Origin of the sequence: Cognatundibacterium griseum (assembly GCF_014284195.1) — a bacterium.
Lineage (GTDB): Bacteria > Pseudomonadota > Gammaproteobacteria > Burkholderiales > Burkholderiaceae_D > Undibacterium > Undibacterium griseum.
Genome location: NZ_JACOGC010000008.1, coordinates 1 through 18,400, shown reverse-complemented (window position 1 = coordinate 18,400; position 18,400 = coordinate 1). Strand labels below are relative to the sequence as shown.

Below are 18,400 nucleotides of genomic sequence, written 5' to 3'. Positions count from 1 at the left end.
AGAGAGACACCATGCTACACATCATTGACGACGAAGACGTGATCCGCGATGCCCTGTCATGGCTGGCGCGTTCCCGCCAGACAGCGGCAGTCGGATACAGCAGTGCCGAACAGTTCCTGACCGCACTGGAACAGCCGCTGCGCTTTGATGCCGATGGCGACTGCGTTTTACTGGATGTGCGCATGCCCGGGCTCAGCGGCATCCAATTGTTTGACCTGCTGTCAGAACGCCATCTGGTCAAGCGGCTGCCGGTCATTTTCCTGACGGGCCATGGCGATGTGCCGATGGCGGTGGACTCCCTGAAAAAAGGCGCGTTCGATTTTTTTGAAAAACCGTTTAACGACAATAAGCTCATGGACCGGGTGCAGGAAGCGCTGGCGCAATCCCGCGCAGCCGGCGTGACGGCGCAGGTGCATGAACGGCTGGCGACTTTGTCAGCCCGCGAAAAGGAAGTGCTCGATCTGATTTTGCTCGGCAAAATGAACAAAGTGATTGCTGACGAACTCGGCATCAGCATGCGTACCGTTGAAGTACACCGCGCCCATATTTTCGACAAGATGCAGGTTAAAACCGCCGTCGAACTGGCTGGAATACTGAAATAAAAAAACAGAAAATCCTCATCCGGAATTTTTCAAAAAAACAGGGGGTATGGCGATTTTCCTCCCTGATGCCCCTATAAAAAAAAGCTCTTTCAATATACTCCCCCCAGTATGTCTGTATTTACGTTACTCTTCCCTGACTTCAGCCTGATCTTGATCGGCTTTTTACTGGCCCGCATATCACACTGGGGCGGACATTTCTGGGCCGGGGTGGAAAAAATCGTGTATTTCATCATGTTTCCGGCATTGCTGTTTTACACCACCTCGCGCACCCAGTTCGATTTTCATGCCACCGGCCATCTGCTTCAGGTCGGTGTGATTGCCACCGCTGCCGGTATGCTGCTGGGCTGGCTGGCGCGTTTTTTGTTCCGTTCACCACCGCGCATTTTTGAGTCCGGAGTGCAGACTGCATTCCGTTTCAATTCCTATATTGCGCTGGCGATTGCGTCCCGCCTTGCCGGAGAACAGGGAACCGCGCTGATGGCTTTGCTGATCGGTTTTCTGGTGCCGCTGTGCAATATGGCTGCGGTATATGCACTGGCCCATAACAGCGGTCGCCTGCTGAAAGAAATCGCCAGCAATCCGCTGGTGATCGGCACAGCCAGCGGCGTCGCCTGCAGCCTGCTGCAATGGCATTTGCCGGAAGGTGTGAATGCCACGCTGTCGCGGCTCGGTAACGCATCCATCGCACTCGGCCTCTTGGCAGTCGGCGCCGGTATGCGGTTGTCGGCGATTCACGAGGCGAAAGGAATTGCGGCTTATTTTCTGTCGGTCAAACTGCTGGCACTGCCACTGATCGCCCTGCTGCTCGGGCGCTGGCTGGCATTGCCACTGCTGCAGCTGCAGATTGTGGTGGTGTTCTGCGCACTGCCAACCGCTTCCAGCGCCTATGTCCTGGCGGCGCGTATGGGTGGCAACGGGCCTTTTGTCGCTTTCCTGATTTCAGCCAGCACCGTCCTGTCGGTACTGACCCTGCCGGTCTGGCTGCATCTGGTCAGTTAAGCGGCTGCGGCATCAGGCTGGCATTTCAGGTACGTGCTTCAGGTTGATGCGCATCTGGCTCAGACAGACCATATTGCCCGCCATGCTGCATCAGCGCCCATTGCACGTGCTCCCGCACCAGCGCTGAAGGATGGCTGAGTCTGGCCTGCAATGCGGCAATCATCTCAGCATCTCCGCGCAGCGTGACCGCAGCATTGCCGAGGCCAACCGCCAGATTGCGCAACCAGCGCTCATGGCCAATACGGCGTATCGGACTGCCTTCCATCATGCGCAGGAACTGCTCCTCGCTCCAGCCGAACAAATGCACCATGCGCGCACTGTCGAGCCCGTGGCGTACCGCAAAATCATCCACTGCCGCACTCTGGGCAAATTTATTCCACGGACAACAGAGCTGACAGTCATCGCAGCCATACACCCGGTTGCCGATCAGCGGCCGCAGCTCCAGCGGAATGCTGCCATGCAGCTCGATCGTCAGATAAGAAATGCAGCGCCGCGCATCCACCTGATACGGTGCGACAATCGCTTGCGTCGGGCAAACATCCATGCAGGCCGAGCACTGTCCGCAATGATGACCAGTTGGCGCATCCACCGGCAGCGGAATATCGACCAGGATTTCCCCCAGAAAAAACATCGATCCGGCTTCGCGGCTCAGTAGCAGCGTATGCTTGCCGCGCCAGCCCAGTCCGGCTTTTTCAGCCAGCGCCACTTCCATGACCGGTGCAGAATCGGTAAACACCCGGTAACCGAATTCACCTGCCGACTGCCTGATCCGGTCTGCCAGTTGCTGCAAACGGGTACGCAGCACCTTGTGGTAATCGCGTCCGCGGGCATAGATAGAAATGACCGCCGTGTCGGCTCGATGCCGCTGTTCCGCCTCCCGCCAGCCAGCGGCAGGCGACAGGTAATTCATCCGTGCAGAAATCACCCTGACCGTGCCTGGCACCAGTTCTGCCGGACGGCTGCGTTTGGTGCCGTGCGCCGCCATATAAGCCATTTCACCGTGATAACCGGCGTCAAGCCAGCGCTGCAGGCCGGCCTCAGCCTGGCTCAGGTCGATATCTGCAATCCGGACTTCGGCAAACCCCAGCTCCCTGCCCCAGTCTTTAATCTGCGCTGCCAGCTGCGCCAGCGCCTGCGTGTCCACATCAGGATTCATCGGCGGGCTCCGGCCCATACACAAGGGAATGGCGATATGCTATGTTTAGCGAATTCATGAATACGGCTCTGGCGATAAATGTCTCATTATAAAACCACCCTGCACGACGAAGCAGCCACCCAGGCACTGGGAAAAAGCCTGGCGCACACGCTGGTGCCGGGATTTTCCATCTTTCTGCACGGTGATCTTGGTGCCGGTAAAACCGCGCTGACCCGTGCGCTGATCCACGCTGCCGGCCATCCCGGTCATGTCAAAAGCCCCACCTACACGCTGGCGGAGCCTTATGGCATCCTGCTGCGCGGCCAGCCGGTCACCATCATGCATTTTGATCTGTACCGCATGAGCACGCCAGAAGAATTTCTGGATGCCGGATTCCGTGAAGAATTTAATGCCAGCAATATCTGCATCGTGGAATGGCCTGAAAAAGCCGGAGGCGTGCTGCCGGGGCCAGACCTGAATGTATATTTACGCGTCGCTGGCGATGGCCGTGAGGTAGAATTGCACGCGTTGTCTGCCAAGGGTATCGCATGTCTCGCATCACTCCAATTTGTTCCGAATCTGTAACACCGCCAGTCTCCCGCGTCCGCCGCACCATCATTAAAGCAGGCGGCACCTTATTGCTGTCGGTATTGGCAACGCCTGCTGCGCAGGCGGCGAAAATCCTTGCGGTACGGGTCTGGCCCGCCGAGGACTACACCCGCGTCACCCTGGAAAACGATACCGAACTGGTCACCAATTTTTTCACCGTTAAAAATCCGGAACGGCTGGTGGTGGACATCGAGGGACTGGAGCTGAATCCAACGCTCAAAGAACTGGTCGCCAAAATTCAGCCGAACGATCCTTACATCAAACAAGTCCGGGTCGGCCAGAACAAACCAAATATTGTCCGTCTCGTATTCGATCTCAAAGAAGAAGTCAGCCCGCAGGTATTTACCCTGCAGCCGGTCGGCAACTACAAGCACCGGCTGGTGTTTGACTTATACCCTGCCAATCCGCCGGACCCGATTGCCGCGCTCATAGAAAAAGGCGAGTGGCAAAAAGACAGCATCGCGCAGGTGGCGCCCACTACGCCGAATCTGAAACCGGAGCTTCCTGCCAGCCGCCAGCCGGATGCGCGGCAGATTCAAAAACCTGATACCAATACAAATACCAAAACCGCCGATAAAATCACCGGCGACAAACCCGGTGATGCCAACAGCGTGGCGAGCGCAGACAAACACTCAGTGCAGGCTCCGGAAAACGCGGCAGACAAAAATCCGGTCGTCACCCGCATGATCACGATTGCCATCGACCCCGGCCACGGCGGCGAAGATCCGGGTGCAACAGGTCGCGGCGGCAGCCGTGAAAAAGATGTAGTGCTGGCCATCGCCAAGCGGCTCAAGGCCAAGATTGAACAGCAGCCGAATATGCGGGTCATGCTGACCCGTGATGCCGATTATTTTGTACCGCTCAATGTAAGGGTCCAGAAAGCACGGGCAGTCCAGGCCGACCTGTTCATGTCGGTCCATGCGGATGCGTTTGTGAATGCCTCCGCGCGTGGTTCATCGGTGTTCATTCTTTCAGAAAAAGGCGCCAGCTCGACAGCAGCGCGCTGGCTGGCCGACAAGGAAAATGCTGCCGACCTGATCGGCGGCGTCAACATCAAAACTCATGACAAGCAGCTCGCCAGCGTGTTGCTGGATTTATCGACCACGGCGCAGATGAATGACAGCCTGAAGCTCGGCAAAGTCGTGCTGAACGAAATTGGCGGCATCAACCGCCTGCATAAGGGTGCTGTGGAACAAGCCGGGTTCGCCGTGCTCAAAGCGCCGGATATCCCGAGCATCCTGATCGAAACAGCATTTATCTCGAATCCTGAAGAAGAAGCCCGGCTGACCGATGACAGTTATCAGGATCAGCTGGCAGAGGCGGTGCTGAAAGGCGTGAAAAAATATTTCGCAAAAAATCCGCCACTGGCAAAAAACCGCATGACCTGATCTGGGCAACCTACCTGAACGCTGACTTGGCGCTTTGGCTGTGTATGTTATTTCGGGAAATTTTCAGCTTGTGAAGAAGCCGGTTCGGCTTGCAATTCAGCCGATACCGTCGAATCGCAGACCGTTTCAGCCGCAATCCAGCGTGCTAACCGGCGTGAAAACCAGGCTTCTCCACGTTGCGGCAGCCAGCGCAGATAACGGGCAGGCTGGGTCAGCATGCCGCACAGATAACGGCCGGCATCCGGCGCCCAGATCAGCGCCCGGCAACTGCCACGGTATTGCCACAGAAATACGCTTGCCACCGGACAGGGTTCGGTGGCGCAGCACACACCGCAACCGTTGCAGGCTTGTCCGGCAACCGGCTTAGGCGGCGCCTGCCGGTGTAGCCAGATGACCTGCGCATCCCCGGCATGCAGCGGGTGTTTCAAGATGCTTTCCGCAGGCCTTTCAGCAATTTCCACAAGGTTCCCAGCACGACCGGAATCACGGCCGCGCCCACGCCGACCAGCACAATACTGTTCAGGTGTTCACGGATAAACGGAATATTGCCGAAGAAATAGCCGCTCATTACCAGACTCAAAATCCACAGCAGTGCGCCAATGATATTGAAGGTCTGAAAGGTTTTATGCGTCATGTCAGAAATACCCGCAACGAATGGCGCAAATGTCCGCACGATCGGAATGAAACGCGCCAGCACGACTGTTTTTCCGCCGTGCTTTTCGTAGAATTCATGTGTTTTTTGCAGCGCGTTTTTATCGATCCAATGGTAATTTTTTTCCAGCACTTTATGACCGATCAGACTGCCTATCCAATAGTTCACCGTGTTTCCGGAGACCGATGCCAGAATCAGCAGCAGAATCAGGATCAGCGGGTCCATCGAGCCGGTTGCGCTGAAGGTGCCGGCAATGAACAACAGCGAATCCCCGGGCAGAAACGGAAAAATCACGAATGCCGTTTCACAGAAGATAATCGCAAACAGCACGAAATAAACCAATGTCCCGTACTGTGTGATCACTGCGCCCAGCATTTTGTCGACATGCAGAATCATGTCCAGAAGTTGCATGAAATCCATTTTTATCCAAGTCAGTGAAACCGCCGCAATCATACACCAAGAACCTCCCTTTACAATCTGGCCCGAGCAGGGTGCGATCAGTGTAAAAAGCGGAATATATGTTGCCTGTCCGAATCACGCAAGCGCAGTATGACCGGAAACAGGTTCCTGCCCCCATCCGCACAAGGCGGCACAGGTATAATCACGCCATGAATGCAAACTCCCCTATTTACCGTCCGATTCAGGCGCTGCCCGATCATCTGATTTCCCAGATTGCCGCCGGCGAAGTCGTCGAGCGCCCCTCGGCGGTCGTCAAAGAAGTACTGGAAAATGCTCTTGATGCCGGCGCCAGCCAGATCACCGTCCGGCTGGAAGAAGGCGGCGTGAAACGGATTGCGATCACCGACAATGGCCGTGGCATCCCTCCGGAACAGTTACCGCTGGCAGTGGCACGCCACGCAACGTCCAAGATTGCCTCCCTGACCGAGCTGGAGCATGTTGCCACGCTGGGTTTTCGGGGTGAAGCACTGGCGTCGATTGCCTCGGTTTCTCAACTGACGCTGACCACCCGCACAGCCGATGCCGCACATGCCTGGCAGATAGAAAACGGCACGGTTTCACCCGCATCCGGCGCACCGGGCACCACGGTCGATGTCAGGGATTTGTACTACAACACACCGGCACGCCGGAAATTCCTGAAATCGGAACAGACAGAATTCGGCCATTGTGCCGAAGTGGTCCGGCGCATCGCGCTTGCCCGCCCGGACGTGGCGTTTTCCTTAAATCACAACGGAAAAGCCGTCGATCACTGGAATGTCAGCGCGATTGATAAACGCAGCGCCCAGATTCTGGGAGAAAGTTTTTCCAGCGCCCGCCTCCCGCTGGATGAAACAGCGGGCCCCTTGCGGCTGCATGGTTTCGCCGGTTTGCCGACGGCATCCAAAGGCCGTGCCGATGCCCAGTTTTTTTATGTCAATGGCCGCTTCGTGCGCGACAAACTGCTGACCCATGCAGTGCGTGCCGCGTATCAGGATGTGTTGCACGGCGACCGTTACCCGTCGTATGTACTGGCGCTGGATCTGGATCCCGCGCTGGTGGATGTGAATGTGCATCCTTCCAAGATCGAGGTCCGTTTCCGGGACAGCCGGGCAGTTCACCAATTCGTGTTCCACGCGGTCAGCCGCGTGCTGGCGCAGACTTCCGCGACCGCATTCGGCACGGTGCCCGCGCCGGCAACTGCCATGTCCGCAGGAAAAGCGCTGCCGTGGATCACTGGCGAGCAAGCGACTTTTGCGTCGCAGTTTGCGGCAGCATCTCCTGCCGCTCAGGCTGATAGCGCCGCGTACACCGGTGCAGATGCTTATGGCGCTCATCCCCAGGGCATAGGTGTGGCGCAGAGCCTGCAGAATTATGGCGCCCTGTTTCAGCCATCAGCTTCATCACCATCCGCCGAACTGGCAGCACGCGGCAACACGCTGCCGGAAGACGAACATCCGCTCGGATTTGCGCTGGCCCAATTGCACGGCGTTTATGTGCTGGCACAGAACAGCAAAGGTCTGGTGCTGGTCGATATGCACGCCGCCCATGAACGGATTCTGTATGAACAGCTCAAAAATGCGCTGGATCAGAACAGTATGCCGGTGCAGCCTTTATTGATTCCGGTGACTTTTTATGCGGATGAAATCGAAGTCGGAACCGCCAGCGAACAGCACGCAATACTGAGCACACTGGGCTTTGATATCACAGCAATTTCCCCAACCACGCTGGCAGTCCGCTCCGTACCGGCTTTACTCAAAAACGCCGATGCACAGTCACTGGCGCGCGACGTGCTGCGCGATGTCAGGGAATTCGGCGGCTCGCGGGTGCTGATTGACCGGCGTAATGAAATGCTGGGCACGCTTGCATGCCATACCGCAGTCCGGGCAAACCGCAGCCTGACCGTCACCGAAATGAATGCCTTGTTACGCCAGATGGAACAGACCGAACGCGCCGACCAGTGCAATCATGGCCGCCCGACATGGGTGCAACTGGGTCTGAATGATCTGGATAAAATGTTCCTGCGCGGCCAATAATGACGGCATCACTCAAAACCCCGTCAGAGGTACGCGAGCCACAATCCGGCACGCCACCTGTCATCGCCATCATGGGGCCAACGGCTTCCGGCAAAACTGCCGCCGCACTTGCGATTGCCCGCCAGATGCCGGTGGAAATCATTTCCGTCGATTCAGCGCTGGTCTATCGCGGTATGGATATCGGTACCGCCAAACCAGACGCCAGTGAACTTGCTGCAGTTCCACACCATCTGATTGATATCATCGATCCGGCCGAATCGTATTCAGTAGCGCAGTTCCGCAAAGATACTGTGCGCCTGGTGCAGGAAATCCGCGCCCGGGGCAGTCAACCCCTGCTGGTTGGCGGCACCATGATGTATTTCAATGCGCTCCGGCACGGCCTCGACGACCTGCCCGGCGCCAACCCGGATATCCGCGCCGAACTGGATGCGGAAGCTGTACGTATCGGCGTACCCGGCCTGCATGCGCGCCTGGCAGATATTGATCCGGACACGGCAGCCCGCCTGAAACCCAACGACAGCCAGCGCATTCAGCGCGCGCTCGAAATTTACATGATTACCGGACAGACCATGTCTGCCCTGCTGGCCAGGCAAACAAAGACCGCAGCGCCGTTTGAACTATTCTCAATTTCGCTGGAACCGGCAGAACGCCATCGCCTGCACGAGCGGATCGCACTGCGTTTTGACCTGATGCTGGAGCAGGGCTTTCTGGATGAAGTCCGGCAATTGCGCCTGCGGTCAGACCTGCATCCCGATCTGCCATCTATCCGCTGCGTCGGCTATCGTCAGGCATGGGAGTATCTCGACGGACACAGTAGCTATGCAGACATGCGAGAACGTGGGATCATCGCAACCCGCCAATTGGCAAAACGCCAGCTGACCTGGCTGCGCTCCATGCCGGAACGCCATATCATCGACTGCTTTAATCCGGATGCGCCAGCCCGCATCAGCGAACTGCTGCACCAGGCAAGACCGCTGGCCTGACCTGGGCGGAGAAAATTTACCGGAAATGCAGTGACTTATTGTTACGGCAATTTTTCTTGCATTTTCTCTGCCGAAAGTACATCCGCTGGCGAAAAATCGCACGAAAATCTTGACAGGGTATCTGCCGGATGACATAATCTCAGGCTTCTTGGTGATATAGCTCAGTTGGTTAGAGCACAGCACTCATAATGCTGGGGTCGGTGGTTCAAGTCCACCTATCACCACCAGAATTTCATTTCCTGGAAATGTAAAAAATACCGTATCACGCTTTTGCTGATGCGGTTTTTTTTTGTTATTGCCATCCGTTCCATATGACGTCGGGCTGGATTGCATGGCAGCAAAACATCGCACATTTTCCCGATTCAAAACCCTTAATCTATACATTGTCATGCATTCCCGCCACTCCCGCCCGCAATGCTCACTGTTACTCCTGGCTCTGCTTTCCGCCCTGCCCTCCGCTCATGCACAACAACTGAATGAACCTGCAGTACAGCAAGGCGGCAGCCTGCAATTCATTGGCGACAGCGGCCGGCTGGGCATCGGTTTCCAGAACCGGGGCGGAATGACGGGAGAATTATCCGGCCTGCTGAATGAAAGCATTGATTCCGCATGGCTGGGCGAACTCTGGCTGAATAATCAGGCTGGCGGCGGAAAGCTGAGTTATCACTTCCTGCACAACAATGCCGTGATCAAATCCTTCATCGCGATTGATCAGAATACTCAGCATGATCGCAAACTGAGCATTGGCGTTGGCAGGGAAACTGCCGACTGGTTTGGTCACCTGTATGCCAGCTACAGCGGTTCTGACCGCCGTCTGCTGAACAGTAAAACTGTCTCGGCCACGGATGAAATCCGTGGCAATGAAGCCGGTCGCGATTACATCGACACAGTCAGCACCGTGACGGAAACCCGTCTGTATGAACGTGCTTATGACTACGGTCTGGGTATGCGTGCCGGTCATCATTACACGCAACAGCAGTTGCGCGTTACGGCCGGGCTGGACTACGAATGGGGCAAATCCAATGCCCGGCAAACCGGCGCCAGCCTGACCGCCGAAAAATTCTTTACCGGCACACCGCACAGCGTCGCACTGCAACTGGCGCACTACCGTAAATCCGGTGATTTTGAAGACCGCCTGAACGACAGCCGGATCGGATTTTTCTATCGTTACAGCTTCGGTGCTGCCAGCAGCAGGCATGCCGAGAAATACCGCATGGTAGAAGAAAAAACCAGCAAGCTCGTAACAACTACTGTGCCGGCAACAACGGCACACCGGCTGGTCAAGACCACCACAAGCATGAGCGGCGATGCCTTCTTCCAGATCGAAAGCGCCCGGCTGAGCGACGTCGCGCGTGCCGAACTGGAAAAAATTGCTGACACGCTCAAGAAATATCCGCGCGAAGGCAATGTCAGGATCACGGGCCATACCTGCGATCTGGGCTCTGTAAAATTCAATCAGAAATTATCCTTGCAGCGCGCAATCGCTGTCCGCGACTACCTGATCTCGCTGGGCGCATTAAACACAGTTGATGTGGTCGTCGAGGGCAAAGGCAAGTCGGAGCCGAAATATCCGGCTACCAAGGAGATGCGCGAGAAAAACCGCCGCGTTGATCTGGAGTTTGTCAGCCAGGTCGACAAAGACGAAGTCATCGATATTCCGGAACAGTACATCACAAAAGAAGAGCCGTCCGTCACTTACCGGCGCGAAGACATCCCGCAGGAACCGGCCTGGGTACGCAACGCACTGCGTCAGAGTATCGAGCACAAACGCAGCGTGGACGTCTACCGTTCCCAGGAAAAAACGCAGACACAGACCCGCACCCGGGCTTATCTGAACCGCCCGCCTGTGGCAGTCAATGATACGGCGAGCACCAAACAGAATCAGCCTGTGCTGATTGACGTGTTAAGCAATGACAGTGATCCGGATGCAGATGCCATCAGCATTTCCGGTGTCGGTAGCGCAGCGCATGGCACCGCGGTAATTCAGGGACAGAAAATCCTGTACACGCCCGCCACAGATTATGCCGGCGCGGATAGCTTCAGCTATACCATCAGTGACGGACATGGCGGCAATGCCACAGCGCAGGTTGCGGTAACAGTTGTGCCAGCGCCGGTTCCGCCGCAGCCACCAGTGGTTGCGCCGAATCATCCGCCTAACGCCAGAAATGATTTCTTCTCGGTGTCAGGCCATCAGGCAAGCCTGCTTGACCCATTGGCGAATGACAGCGATCCGGATGGCGATCCATTGACGATTTTGTCCACGACCCAGCCTGCCGGCGGTTCCGGCACGATCTCTGTCGTGAACAACAAGGTGCTGTTTACACCAGTCAAATCGTTTTTTGCCGATACGTTTGAATACACCATCAGCGATGGCAGAGGTGGTACAGCCACGGCAACGGTATTGCTGGTTGATCCCTGATATCACCGGGTATAGCCAGACCATTGAAGCAGCGCAGCAGCGCTGCTTTTTTTTCACCTGCATTTCCTCTATCAATTGATTCGATGGATACCGGTCTGCGGCAAGACTCCGCCGCAATTGTGTTAACTACCAGAATCAAGACACATACGGATAGCCCCCGATGCCAGTCCGCTTGTTTTATACTTTCCCCGGCAATCATTTTTCCGGACAGGCAAACCTTATTATCATGGGCCTTTTTTATATTCCGCTCGATTTCAGCACCGGTATTCTGTTTAATTTGCTGGCACTGGCAGCCCTGATACTGCTGCCAAAGCAGATTCCCTGGCAAAAACTGCAGCAGCCGACCGTGTTTTCTGCCTGGTGTGCCAGTGTGATCGTGCTGGTTCTGGTGTGGCGCATGCGGGTTCCGGTGCATCCTGACCTGCACCTGCATCTGATGGGCGTCGCATTACTGGCGCTGATGTTTGACCGGACGCTGGCGATGTGGGGCGCATCTGTCGCTGTGTTTGCGTATACCGCCGAATATGACGGCAGCTGGCTCAATCTCGGCGCCAATATTCTGCTGCTGGCGATTATTCCCTGCTCGCTGAGCGCATTCATCCTGCGTAAAAGCCGGGAATATTTACCGCATCACATGTTTATTTATCTGTTCGGAAACGGTTTTTTCGGCGCATTTGCTGTCAATGCCAGCGCAGGTATGCTGGCATTGCTGATGCATGGCTGGCTGCTGCCGGGCAAGGTGATTCCTGCCGATGCGTTTGCCTATATGCTGCTGCTCACCTGGGGGGAAGCTTTTCTGACTGGGTTTCTGGTGACGATTTTTGCGGTTTACCGGCCACAATGGCTATTCACTTTTGATGACCGGGTATATCTGAAAGAAAAATAAGCAGGCTGCGCTTGGGACACAGCCTGCTCAACACGGCCACTCACATGCCTCACTCAAATCATGATTCCAGCACGCCAAACCAGGCGCCAAAAGCGGGCAGCTCGACCTGTTCGCCGCTGACCTTGCCGGGCAAACCATAGCCGGACATCTGTGTTGCTTGTGCCGCATCCGGCAAGTTAAAACTGACTGGCTGGTCGCGCAGGTTAAACAATGCCATCACTGCCGGATACCCGGGTAAATCACGCCGCAGGGCAAGCACTGGCTCCGGTGCATCATAAAAATGAATCTCGCCACGGGTTAATTGCGGCCACTGTTTGCGCCAGTGCAAAATATGCCGGGCATAATTCAGCGCTGAAGCCGGATCAGCATCCTGCATATCCACGGCATTCGCGGCGTGTTCCGGAGGAACCGGCAACCAGGGTTTGACCGGACTGAATCCACCATATGGCTCAGTTGCCACCCACGGTATCGGAGTGCGGCATCCGTCGCGCCCCTTGAATTCCGGCCAGAATGTGATGCCGTAAGGATCCTGGATATCCTCATAGGCAATGTCCGCTTCTGTTAATGCCAGTTCGTCGCCCTGATACAGGCATGGCGTGCCTTTCAGTGCCAGCTGCATCGCCAGCATCATCTTTGCAAATTGCGGCACCGGATGCGCGCCGCCCCAGCGCGACATCACACGCACCACATCGTGATTGCCAACCGACCAGGAAACCCAGCCGCCTTTTACCCGGGCCTCAAATTCCTCAACCTGCTTGCGGATATATGCTGCAGAAAAATCCAGCGTCAGCAGATTAAAACTGTATGCCATGTGCAGTTTATTGCCATCAGCCGTGTATTCCGCCATCACCCCGAGAGAGTCATCCGCCCCGACCTCACCGATGGCAATCGCACCATACTCATTGAGCAGACTGCGCATTTTCTCCAGAAACGCCAGATTTTCCGGTTGCGTCTTGTCATAGATATGCGCCTGCATACCGTAAGGATTGTTATCCTGCACGGTCTTGGTATCGCGATTCAGCGCCGGCGGATTGCTGCGCAGGGAACGGTCATGGAAATGGAAATTGCAGGCATCAAGACGGAAGCCGTCCACGCCGCGCTCCAGCCAGAACCGCATACTGTCCAGATGTGCCTGCTGCACGTCAGGATGATGGAAATTCAGGTCCGGCTGGCTGACCAGAAAATTATGCAGATAATATTGCCGGCGGCGCGCATCCCATTGCCAGGCGGAGCCACCGAAGACGGACAGCCAGTTGTTCGGCGGCGAGCCATCCGCTTGCGGATCGGCCCAGACATACCAGTCTGCCTTTGGATTATCACGACTCTGACGACTTTCCACAAACCACGGATGCTGCTCCGAGCAGTGCGAGAGCACCTGATCGATCATGATCTTCAGCCCCAGCGCATGCGCCCGCTGCAATAACTGGTCAAAGTCGGCCAGCGTGCCGAACAAAGGGTCCACATCACAATAATCGGAAACATCGTAGCCGAAATCTTTCATCGGCGATTTAAAAAATGGCGAAATCCAGACAATGTCCACACCCAGCGAAGCGATGTAATCGAGTTTGCGCGTAATGCCTGGCAAATCACCGATGCCATCCTTGTTGGCATCATAAAAACTGCGTGGATAAACCTGATAAATCACTGCCTCACGCCACCAGTCAGCAGCAGAAGTCGTGTTGGTTTGAGAAACTGGGATGGACATAATCAAGTGTAATTAATATGGTCAGACGCGAAATAAAATCAGCTCAGCAGGCAATATCGGGCAAGCGCTCTGTCAGGATCGCAGACACCCCCAGAAACGCAGGATATTCCGCAGTAATCACGAATGTCGGGATCTGCGCCAGATAATTCACAAAGCGCCCTTTTGCCTCAAAACGCTGACGGAATGCGGAATGCGCAAACAGCTCACCCAGACGCGGCACGATACCGCCGCCAATATACACCCCGCCGGTTGCGCCCAGCGTAATCGCCAGATTGCCGGCCACTGTTCCCAGCATCGCACAGAAATGCGCTATCGTTTTCTGACAAACCGGACAGCTGCCATCCAGTGCCTGACGGCTGATTTCCGCTGCTGGCAGTTCCACGACATCCGTTTTTTCCTGCAAGCGACAAAGCGTACGGTAAATCAGCTCAATTCCCATGCCTGAAATCAATCTTTCGGCCGAGACATGCGGAAATTCACGCCAGACTTCCTGCAGCAATTGCAATTCTTCTGCATCAACCGGGGAAAAACTCACATGCCCGCCTTCGCTGGACAACGGCACCCATTGCTTTCCAGCCGGAATAATGGCGGAAACCCCAAGTCCTGTACCCGGACCGATCAGCCCGATCACGCGCTGTGCTTGTGCCTGGCCACCGCCAACCTGCACTTTTTCTTCCGGTTGCAGATAAGGCAGTGCCATTGCCAGCGCCGTGAAATCATTGACGACCACCAGCGTCTGCAAGCCCAGCCGGTCACGCAGCTGGTTGACAGAAAATTCCCAATGATGATTGGTCATGCTGACCAGATCGCCATCAACCGGATTGGCAATCGCAATTGCGGCATGACGAATCGGTGCCTGCGCGATCGCCGGATATGCCTGGCGCACCGTATCGCTCTCCAGATAAGCCCGGACCGCCTCATACAAACCCGCATAGGCATTGCATGCCAGCACCAGCACCGCAGTAAACCGGTGTGGCCCCAATTCCAGCGCAAAGCGCGCATTGGTGCCGCCAATGTCCGCCAGCAGACGGGGGGGATGATGGTTATATGTCGTCAATTCTTGCACCAGCCTGTCACCATGAATAATGTTGTGAGAATCAGATACCGGTGATACCGGCACCTCTCATGCATGTAACAATACTACATAGATAAAATCAAGCTGTCTAACATTTTATTGATTTTATGCGGTAAAATTTCACACACAAATACAAAGTCAAGCAAAAACAAGGTGTGAATAGGTATAACTTCACACCCTACTAATGTAGTTGAACTACTTATATTAAAAATATTTACGGAGACACTTTCAAGGTGCGCTTTCTGATACCGTCACAAAACACAGGCCTGCGGCCAGCCATCCGGCGATCTGGCTGTCAGTGGCTGCTGATGACACTGTTGTGGCTTCACGCGATTGCGGCGCAGGCTGAAACTGCCCCCGCCAGCCACTCCGGTGTAGCGCAATGCGACGGCGCCTATGCATCCGTACTCACTCCGGCCTCACCTGCCCTGGCAGTCCCGGCTCGCGCTTACTGGCTGAATCAGTCCTTCATACAGTGGCCCGGTATGCAGGCAACGCCCGGTGACCGGTTTTATCTGTATGCGTCGGCAAACGCCGGACTGACGCTGCGCGCCGGGGAGCAGGTGCATGGCGCAGATCAGCGCATTCCTTTGCAAACCACTGCTCAGACGGAAGTGCCTGCCGACAGCCAGGCACGCTTTCGTTTCATCGCCGGCGGACAGGTATTGCGTCACGCCCTGAGCCGCCCAGAACTCAGTAAGCTACTGACGCAGCAGGTACTGCTGGTACAGGAAAGCGAAGCCGGAGAAGTGCGGCAATACACCGGACTGCAGATCGCCGGTGTGCTGGATGACTTGTATCAGGCTGCCGATGAGCAATTCCTCGGCGCAGACACTCCTGCCCGGAAAGCATCTGCAGCCAGACAAACTGGCACGACCAGCTTCCATTTGTGGGCGCCGGTCGCACAACATGTTGCCGTCTGCATTTATCCCGATGGCCAGCGCAAGGCCAGCAGCGTATTCGATATGCAGCCGGATCCGCAGACCGGTATCTGGCACGGCAATACCGGTAAAAATCTGGACGGCCAGTATTACCGCTATCTGGTCGACGTGTATGTTCCCGGGAAAGGCATCGTCAGAAATCTGGTCACTGATCCTTACTCCGTCAGCCTGAACACCAATTCCGGGCGCAGCTATATCACCAACCTGCAAAATGCCAGCCTGAAGCCCGGTGGCTGGGATCAGCAAACCCGCCCTGACCGCGTCCGCCAGCCCACAGACATGGCGGTATATGAACTGCATGTCCGGGATTTTTCGGTCAATGACGCCAGCGTGCGGCCTGCATACCGCGGAAAATTCATGGCGTTTACCGAGATGCGATCCGATGGTATGCGGCATCTGCAGGCACTCAGCAAGGCCGGCATCACCGACATCCATTTGCTGCCCGTCTTTGATATCGCCTCCGTACCGGAAAAAGGATGCGTCACACCACATATACAAGGTGCTGCCGACGGCGAGACACAGCAAGCCGTCATCACGCGTTTTGCCGACCGGGACTGCTTCAACTGGGGTTATGATCCGCTGCATTACAATGCACCGGAAGGCAGCTATGCCAGTTCAGCAGAAAACGGGGCGCAGCGTATTCTGGAATTTCGCAACATGGTGATGGCACTGCACCGGTACAATCTGCGAGTCGGTATGGACGTGGTCTACAACCACACCATGTTTAGCGGTCAGCATCCGAAATCCGTGCTGGACCGGATTGTTCCCGGCTATTACTACCGGCTCAACAGCGAGGGAAAGATAGAGGAATCAACTTGTCAGCCATGCGGCAATACCGCCACCGAAAACCGGATGATGGGAAAACTGATGCGCGACTCTGTCCGTATGTGGGCACGCGAATACAAAATCGACTCGTTCCGCTTCGATCTGATGGGACACCAGCCGCGGGCTGTGATGGAAAATATCCGCACGGCGCTGCGCAATGACAATGGCCGCGACATCCAGCTGATCGGTGAAGGCTGGAACTTCGGCGAAGTCGCCAATGACGCCCGCTTCGTTCAGGCAACCCAGCTCAGTCTGCATGGAAGCGGTATCGGCACCTTCAGCGACCGCGCCAGAGATGCCATCCGCGGCGCCGGCCCAGGTGACGATGCTACCAGCATCATGCGCAATCAAGGCTATATCAATGGCATGGCGGATGCGCCGAATGATTTATCCGTGACGCCATCCCGCCAGGAGCAAAGCCGTACGGCAGACATGGTGCGCGTCGGCCTCGCCGGATCACTGCGTGATTACCGCATGCAGACTGCTGACGGTCAGTTACTGGCACTGCGCGAGATGGATTACAACGGACAGCCTGCCGGCTATACACAATCTCCCGCCGAGGTCGTCAATTATGTGGAAAACCACGATAACCAGACCCTGTTCGACATCAATGCCTTCCGGCTCCCCGTTCAGACCAGCCATGAAGACAGGGCAAGAGTACAGATACTCGGCCTCGGCCTGACAGCCTTCAGCCAGGGTATTGCTTACTTTCATGCCGGTTCGGAACTGCTGCGCTCCAAATCACTGGATGGCAACAGTTTTAATTCCGGTGACTGGTTCAACCGGCTCGACTGGCGCGGGCACGATAACTATTTTGGCAACGGCTTACCGCCTGCAGAAGGTAATGCCCGATATTACCCGCTGATGCGCCCCCTGTTACGCAATTCCCTCATCAAGCCACGCCCCACAGACATCGCCATGAGTCGTGACGCATTTCTGGATTTACTGCGCATCCGCAACAGCACGCCTTTATTTCATCTGAATGATGCCGCAGAAGTGCAACAGCGCCTGCATTTTTATAATACCGGCCCGGATCAGAATCCGGCCGTGATTGCCGCTCATCTGGATGGACGCGGCCTGGCAGGAAACCCGTTTGCAGCGCTGATGTATTTCATTAACGTCAGTCAGCACGCCCAGACACTGGCAATTCCGGAACAGCAGCACCTCAGATATCAGCTGCATCCTGTGCATATGCAAAGTCATCCCGGCGATCCACGGATTGCCGCTGAGGCACGCTATCTGAGTGAACACGGAACATTTGTATTACCGGCCCGCAGTGTGGTCTGTTTTGTCAGAACGGATTAAGCCAAAGCCGTAATTGGAATTATCACCTGACAGTGATAACTGGTATGTACCAGTGTACATTTTGCTTTTCCCCGATAGCCTGCAAACCCGCTCGCAGACTGCCCGGAACAGCGCAGATTTACACAAAGGCAGTACCCGAAGGTATTCATTTCAGCAAAAACTTTGATATTTAGAAAACACCTGTTCTTGCTACAAAAAATATGAAAACTTTTCGGGAATAAGACGAAAATTTTGATACAACAGCGGTTATTATTAGCGCCTTCGTATTCTTAAGATTGAGGAGACAGCCGGAATGGATTTTTCAGATCGCCAGCAAGAACCCGGAAAGAAATTTCTGGGGATAGGGCTGGTCATAGCCTTTCACGTCGTACTGGTGTACGCCCTGGTCAATGGACTAGGAACCAA

14 protein-coding genes and 1 tRNA gene are annotated in these 18,400 nt (G+C 55.6%); 10 read left to right on the top strand and 5 right to left on the bottom strand.

What is annotated here, in order from left to right; translation table 11 throughout:
- Positions 1-11 precede the first annotated feature (11 nt).
- Together H8K27_RS15305 and H8K27_RS15300 are read left to right on the top strand one after the other, a co-directional pair.
- Complete coding sequence (locus tag H8K27_RS15305) at positions 12-602, top strand: response regulator transcription factor (protein WP_186864045.1); 591 nt, start codon at positions 12-14, stop codon at positions 600-602.
- A 108-nt stretch (positions 603-710) separates the two neighbouring features.
- Positions 711-1,601 carry an AEC family transporter gene (locus H8K27_RS15300; RefSeq protein ID WP_186864044.1) on the top strand — a complete coding sequence of 297 codons (891 nt, stop codon included), beginning with the start codon at positions 711-713 and terminating at the stop codon, positions 1,599-1,601.
- Positions 1,602-1,626: 25 nt separating this feature from the next.
- Here the strand turns inward: H8K27_RS15300 and queG are convergent, their stop codons facing one another.
- The gene (queG, locus tag H8K27_RS15295) at positions 1,627-2,757 is read right to left on the bottom strand and encodes a tRNA epoxyqueuosine(34) reductase QueG (RefSeq protein WP_186864043.1); all 1,131 of its coding nucleotides are present in this window, start codon (positions 2,755-2,757) and stop codon (positions 1,627-1,629) included.
- A 78-nt stretch (positions 2,758-2,835) separates the two neighbouring features.
- On the opposite strand from queG, the gene tsaE reads away from it, so the two are divergent.
- Complete coding sequence (gene tsaE, locus H8K27_RS15290; protein WP_186864042.1) at positions 2,836-3,321, top strand: tRNA (adenosine(37)-N6)-threonylcarbamoyltransferase complex ATPase subunit type 1 TsaE; 486 nt, start codon at positions 2,836-2,838, stop codon at positions 3,319-3,321.
- Positions 3,285-4,733, top strand: coding sequence for an N-acetylmuramoyl-L-alanine amidase (locus H8K27_RS15285; RefSeq protein WP_186864041.1), 1,449 nt, complete (start codon positions 3,285-3,287; stop codon positions 4,731-4,733). The genes tsaE and H8K27_RS15285 overlap by 37 nt, the downstream gene beginning before the upstream one ends.
- Positions 4,734-4,780: 47 nt before the next feature.
- Here H8K27_RS15285 and H8K27_RS15280 read toward each other — a convergent pair whose 3' ends face one another.
- The gene (locus tag H8K27_RS15280; protein WP_222610698.1) at positions 4,781-5,161 is read right to left on the bottom strand and encodes a hypothetical protein; all 381 of its coding nucleotides are present in this window, start codon (positions 5,159-5,161) and stop codon (positions 4,781-4,783) included.
- Entirely contained in the window at positions 5,158-5,805 is a 648-nt protein-coding gene (locus H8K27_RS15275) for a VTT domain-containing protein (RefSeq protein ID WP_186864040.1), read from the bottom strand. Before H8K27_RS15275 ends, H8K27_RS15280 begins: the two co-directional genes overlap by 4 nt.
- 188 nt (positions 5,806-5,993) lie before the next feature.
- On the opposite strand from H8K27_RS15275, the gene mutL reads away from it, so the two are divergent.
- The 5 genes from mutL (at position 5,994) to H8K27_RS15250 (ending at position 12,144) form a co-directional block, all read left to right on the top strand.
- Positions 5,994-7,856 (top strand): DNA mismatch repair endonuclease MutL, encoded by a 1,863-nt coding sequence (gene mutL / locus H8K27_RS15270; protein WP_186864039.1) that lies wholly within the window; start codon positions 5,994-5,996, stop codon positions 7,854-7,856.
- Complete coding sequence (gene miaA / locus H8K27_RS15265) at positions 7,856-8,839, top strand: tRNA (adenosine(37)-N6)-dimethylallyltransferase MiaA (RefSeq protein ID WP_186864038.1); 984 nt, start codon at positions 7,856-7,858, stop codon at positions 8,837-8,839. Before mutL ends, miaA begins: the two co-directional genes overlap by 1 nt.
- A 150-nt stretch (positions 8,840-8,989) precedes the next feature.
- Positions 8,990-9,066 (top strand) — tRNA-Met (locus H8K27_RS15260).
- A gap of 161 nt (positions 9,067-9,227) precedes the next feature.
- Positions 9,228-11,258 (top strand): Ig-like domain-containing protein, encoded by a 2,031-nt coding sequence (locus H8K27_RS15255; RefSeq protein ID WP_186864037.1) that lies wholly within the window; start codon positions 9,228-9,230, stop codon positions 11,256-11,258.
- A gap of 226 nt (positions 11,259-11,484) precedes the next feature.
- Positions 11,485-12,144 carry an energy-coupling factor ABC transporter permease gene (locus H8K27_RS15250; protein WP_186864036.1) on the top strand — a complete coding sequence of 220 codons (660 nt, stop codon included), beginning with the start codon at positions 11,485-11,487 and terminating at the stop codon, positions 12,142-12,144.
- A gap of 58 nt (positions 12,145-12,202) precedes the next feature.
- On the opposite strand, the gene H8K27_RS15245 is transcribed toward H8K27_RS15250, so the two are convergent.
- Positions 12,203-13,849: an alpha-amylase family glycosyl hydrolase gene (locus H8K27_RS15245; protein WP_186864035.1), complete on the bottom strand. Its 1,647-nt coding sequence runs from the start codon at positions 13,847-13,849 to the stop codon at positions 12,203-12,205.
- 43 nt (positions 13,850-13,892) lie between these two features.
- Positions 13,893-14,906, bottom strand: coding sequence for a glucokinase (locus tag H8K27_RS15240; RefSeq protein WP_230419384.1), 1,014 nt, complete (start codon positions 14,904-14,906; stop codon positions 13,893-13,895).
- Positions 14,907-15,157: 251 nt separating this feature from the next.
- On the opposite strand from H8K27_RS15240, the gene H8K27_RS15235 reads away from it, so the two are divergent.
- Positions 15,158-17,995 (top strand): alpha-1,6-glucosidase domain-containing protein, encoded by a 2,838-nt coding sequence (locus H8K27_RS15235; RefSeq protein ID WP_329604419.1) that lies wholly within the window; start codon positions 15,158-15,160, stop codon positions 17,993-17,995.
- Positions 17,996-18,400 lie beyond the last annotated feature (405 nt).